This window comes from Holdemanella sp. (assembly GCF_056804935.1).
The window spans coordinates 1-4030 of sequence record NZ_DBMEXE010000151.1 but is presented as its reverse complement, the minus strand read 5'-3'; the positions used below and the strand labels follow the sequence as shown (position 1 = coordinate 4030).

Below are 4030 nucleotides of genomic sequence, written 5' to 3'. Positions count from 1 at the left end.
CTCTTTTATTTAAATGTACAATTTTATGTTCCTTTACGGTATATGCGAATACACCACAAGGTAATTCATCTAAAATTTCCTTATAGTAATCATTCTGCGCAACATTTTGATTCCGCAATTTCTCATTGGTTTCTGCAAGATATGTTTCTAAGATCTTATCCTTTTCTAAACGTACAATATCACTTATATCCTGATGAATCCCTGCAATCGTACCATCTTCCATTTTCTTACCTGAACAGCGAATCATCATGACCCCTTTTTCTGGATGTAAAAACCGATACACTATTTCCGTTCTTTCTTCGCTTAGTTTTCTTACGTATTCTCCAAATTGCTCTTGATCTTCAGGATGTACATGTGATAAATGAAATTTTAAGCATTCTTGTGCATTCATTTCTTTTGGTACTCCAATTAAATCTAAAAAGCAATCATTCCCATACAATTGATCATCTACTAATTTCCATATTCCTATTGAGTTCTCTTTTAAAACTTGATTCATTATTTTGTCCATAAAAGTATTATATATAATAATGATAGCGTTCTCAATGAAAGGGCGGAAAAAAGTATTATTGAAATATAAAATTGTGTTATGATTAAAAAAATATTTTTTTGAAAAGGAAGTGAAATATATGCGCGTAGTCATTAAAGTAGGTACAAGTACTTTGGCATACGAAAATACAGGTCTTTTACATATTCGTAGAATGAAACAGTTATGTGAAGTACTTAGCGACATTAAAAATGCAGGACATGAAGTCATTCTAGTATCAAGTGGTGCCATTGGGATGGGCATGGGAAAATTGGGATTGGATTCAAAGCCGCATGATCTTCCAGGAAAACAAGCTTGTGCAGCCATTGGACAATGTGAATTGATGTATACCTATGATTCTTTATTTTCGCAATACAATCATATTGTGGGGCAAATTTTAATCACAAAGGCCGATGTTGAAAATGATGATCGAAAAACAAACTTCATCAATACCATGGAACATTTATTAAAAAGAAATGTTCTACCTATCGTAAATGAAAATGATACGATTGCGACTGAAGAAATTGTGATTGGCGACAATGACAACTTGGGTGCCATTCTAGCTAAAAATATTCATGCTGATTTATATATCATTTTATCTGACATTGATGGATTGTATGATGATGATCCTCATAAGAATGAAAATGCGAAATTAATTCCGGTTGTCTATGAATTGGATGAAAAGATTTTAAGCTTTGGACAAGGTGTCAATTCCAATGTAGGTACGGGTGGTATGAAGACAAAACTAGAGGCTGCCAAAATCTGTATGGATGCAGGGTTGGATATGATTATTACCAATGGTCAAAAACCAGAAGCTTTATATTCTATTTTAGATAATGAAAGTATTGGTACTCGCTTTGTAGCCAAGAAAGGAGCATAATATGACAACTTTACAAATCATGAAAAATGCCAAGGCTGCCACTCAATCATTGATGTTGTGTGATGAAACAAAAAAGAATGAAATCTTAGAAGCTATGGCACAATCTTTATTGGCTCATAAAGAAGATATTTTGAATGCCAACTCAATGGATTTAGAGAAAGCTGTGGTGAGTGATGTCATGAAGGATCGTTTGAAGTTAAATGATCAAAGATTGAATGATATGGCTCAAGGCATATTAGATGTCGTCAAATTATCGGATCCAACCGGAAAAATATTAAATGAAAGAACATTAGAGAATGGATTAGTCATTCAAAAAGTAAGTGTACCATTAGGTGTCATTGCGATTATTTATGAAAGTCGACCTAATGTGACAAGTGATGCGGCTACTTTATGCATCAAAAGTGGAAACACTTGTATTTTAAGAATTGGTAAGGAAGCTTGGAACAGTGCCAATGCGATTGTACAAGCACTACAAGAAGGTATTCAAAAATGTGGTGTAAATCCAAATATTGTGCAATTGATTCAAGATACAACCCATCAAAGTGCCAATGAATTAATGGAAGGCGTAGGCTATATTGATCTATTGATTCCTAGAGGTGGAAAGAATTTAATTTCACGTTGTGTCGAACATGCCAAAGTACCATGTATTCAAACAGGTACAGGTATTTGTCACATTTATGTGGATGATGAAGTAAATCAAGATATGGCCATTAAAATCATTGAGAATGCGAAATGTTCTAGGCCAAGTGTTTGTAATGCAGAAGAAGTCTTATTAGTACATTCAAAAATAGCCAATGAATTCTTACCAAAATTAAAGAAACAATTGGATACATATCCAGTTGAATTAAGGTTGGATGATAGAGCACAAAAAATCATTGAAGGAACAAAAGCTTCAGCAGATGATTTTGACACCGAATTTTTAGATTATATTCTAGCCATTAAAATTGTAGATTCTGTAGAAGAAGCCATTGAACATATTTCAAAACATTCTACAAAACATAGTGAATCCATTCTAACTACAAATAAAGAGCATGCCAGATTATTCACTCAATCTATAGATAGTGCAGCCGTTTATGTGAATTGTTCAACACGATTTACAGATGGAGGACAATTTGGCTTAGGCTGTGAGATTGGCATTTCCACACAAAAACTTCATGCCCGAGGCCCTATGGGACTTGAAGAATTAACTACATATAAATACATAGTCCAGGGTGATGGGCAGATTCGATAAACAAAAACAGGCAATTAGAAGTTGCCTGTTTTTTATTTTCGTTATCATCTAATTCTTTTGTCCGTAATAACTCTCAATACTATATTCAGACCATTTTAAATACATTTCTTGATAGTTTTGTTTAATAAATTCTTGAATTTTTCTAATTTCTCTATCATTAAGAATTCCACGATTTTGTAGAACTGTATCTCCATTATCCTTCACAAAAAATTTTGCGGATCCTGATTCAGTAAGTTTACGATCACTCGCATGAACATGCATGCATTCAATTACGCAATATGATGTAAAATATAAATAGTATCCTGCTATTTTAAACTCATAATATTTCGGCATTTCATTCCTCCATAAACTTACGATTTTTTTCAAGGTAATTTATCACAATACGAATTTCAATATCATCCATACTTGTTTCCAACACTTTTCCATCCAACGAAAGAACTGTAGCTCGATCAGGTCGATTTAAATTCAACACTCTGTAACCTTCTTTACAACGTTTAAATGCATACCCATTCACTATCATGTCTGCCTCATCTGCAATTATTTTAATATCGATCATTCGCAACCTTCACTCCTTTAATTTGTTTACAAAACTCATCTGTATCAAAATATAGATTTTTTAAAATAGGAATAAGATCAATATACTCTTCTTCCGGCTTTTCATTATGTTTATATTTTGCCATTACAACTAAATACCCATTATCCCATTCTTTTACTTCAGTGTAATATTCTAAAGAATATGGAGCTACAAAGCGAATTACATGATTGCCAAATTGAAATTTCGTATAGTTTTTTTCGTTACTTAAAACGGCTTCGTTCATCATAATATCGCCTCCTCATCATCCAAATTATACGTTTATCTTAAATGTATTTCAACAAAATGAATTTATAATCTAATGTGCAAGATTTCAACTTACTGCCTACTTTCTAAAATCTACTAAACACTTATAAAAGGCACAAGATAAAATGGTTTCAATAATAAGCTTCCAGAAGTATCGATTTTTTTAAAATCCTCCTCATAAAGAGTAATAATCTGTCTTTTAACCATATCAATTTCAGAAAAGTTTTTCCCAGCCACATATGCTTCTACAGCCTGAGGCATACCACCAATAGCCATATATATTCTTAAATCTCTCATTAACTTTCGATTGGTTGCCTGCCCTATTGGTGAACCACTATCATATATCTGATTTAACAGCCTCTGACTATTTCCTGTGACATCACAAAATTCTTCATAGTCCATTGGGTACACCTGAATTTTCATATCTTCAAAATCATTTTGCACAATTTACTCCATTTCTTCAATGTATCACGTTATCATTTGTTAATTTAGTAGAATTTAGACAAAAAAAGAGTAGAAATTGTATCACACCATACACTCTCTACTCTTACACGTCAA

At 32.7% G+C, this 4030-nt stretch carries 7 protein-coding genes; 2 read left to right on the top strand and 5 right to left on the bottom strand.

What is annotated here, in order from left to right:
* The coding region (locus ACZQCL_RS07170) for a PAS domain-containing protein (protein ID WP_482482465.1) at positions 1 to 496 on the bottom strand (496 nt) is incomplete at its 3' end.
* A 130-nt stretch (positions 497 to 626) separates the two neighbouring features.
* Here ACZQCL_RS07170 and proB point away from each other — a divergent pair.
* Both proB and ACZQCL_RS07160 read left to right on the top strand, forming a co-directional pair.
* Positions 627 to 1403 carry a glutamate 5-kinase gene (gene proB, locus ACZQCL_RS07165; protein ID WP_117571973.1) on the top strand — a complete coding sequence of 259 codons (777 nt, stop codon included), beginning with the start codon at positions 627 to 629 and terminating at the stop codon, positions 1401 to 1403.
* A gap of 1 nt (position 1404) precedes the next feature.
* Positions 1405 to 2634, top strand: coding sequence for a glutamate-5-semialdehyde dehydrogenase (locus ACZQCL_RS07160; RefSeq protein ID WP_482482463.1), 1230 nt, complete (start codon positions 1405 to 1407; stop codon positions 2632 to 2634).
* 48 nt (positions 2635 to 2682) lie between these two features.
* Here the strand turns inward: ACZQCL_RS07160 and ACZQCL_RS07155 are convergent, their stop codons facing one another.
* The 4 genes from ACZQCL_RS07155 to ACZQCL_RS07140 all read right to left on the bottom strand — a co-directional run bounded on the left by ACZQCL_RS07155 (position 2683) and on the right by ACZQCL_RS07140 (position 3874).
* On the bottom strand, positions 2683 to 2967 hold the full coding sequence (locus tag ACZQCL_RS07155) for a DUF4160 domain-containing protein (protein ID WP_117571955.1): 285 nt from the start codon (positions 2965 to 2967) through the stop codon (positions 2683 to 2685).
* Position 2968: 1 nt separating this feature from the next.
* Positions 2969 to 3190: a DUF7723 family protein gene (locus tag ACZQCL_RS07150; protein ID WP_117571954.1), complete on the bottom strand. Its 222-nt coding sequence runs from the start codon at positions 3188 to 3190 to the stop codon at positions 2969 to 2971.
* Complete coding sequence (locus ACZQCL_RS07145; protein WP_288522939.1) at positions 3177 to 3455, bottom strand: DUF7724 family protein; 279 nt, start codon at positions 3453 to 3455, stop codon at positions 3177 to 3179. Before ACZQCL_RS07145 ends, ACZQCL_RS07150 begins: the two co-directional genes overlap by 14 nt.
* Positions 3456 to 3568: 113 nt before the next feature.
* Complete coding sequence (locus tag ACZQCL_RS07140; protein ID WP_482482462.1) at positions 3569 to 3874, bottom strand: DUF8612 domain-containing protein; 306 nt, start codon at positions 3872 to 3874, stop codon at positions 3569 to 3571.
* Between the last annotated feature and the right edge of the window lie 156 nt (positions 3875 to 4030).

Bases quoted from the DNA above. Each gene is read 5' to 3' on its own strand.
- proB (WP_117571973.1), top strand. From the start codon at position 627: ATGCGCGTAGTCATTAAAGTAGGTACAAGTACTTTGGCATACGAAAAT.
- ACZQCL_RS07160 (WP_482482463.1), top strand. From the start codon at position 1,405: ATGACAACTTTACAAATCATGAAAAATGCCAAGGCTGCCACTCAATCA.
- ACZQCL_RS07155 (WP_117571955.1), bottom strand. From the start codon at position 2,967: ATGCCGAAATATTATGAGTTTAAAATAGCAGGATACTATTTATATTTT.
- ACZQCL_RS07150 (WP_117571954.1), bottom strand. From the start codon at position 3,190: ATGATCGATATTAAAATAATTGCAGATGAGGCAGACATGATAGTGAAT.
- ACZQCL_RS07145 (WP_288522939.1), bottom strand. From the start codon at position 3,455: ATGATGAACGAAGCCGTTTTAAGTAACGAAAAAAACTATACGAAATTT.
- ACZQCL_RS07140 (WP_482482462.1), bottom strand. From the start codon at position 3,874: ATGGACTATGAAGAATTTTGTGATGTCACAGGAAATAGTCAGAGGCTG.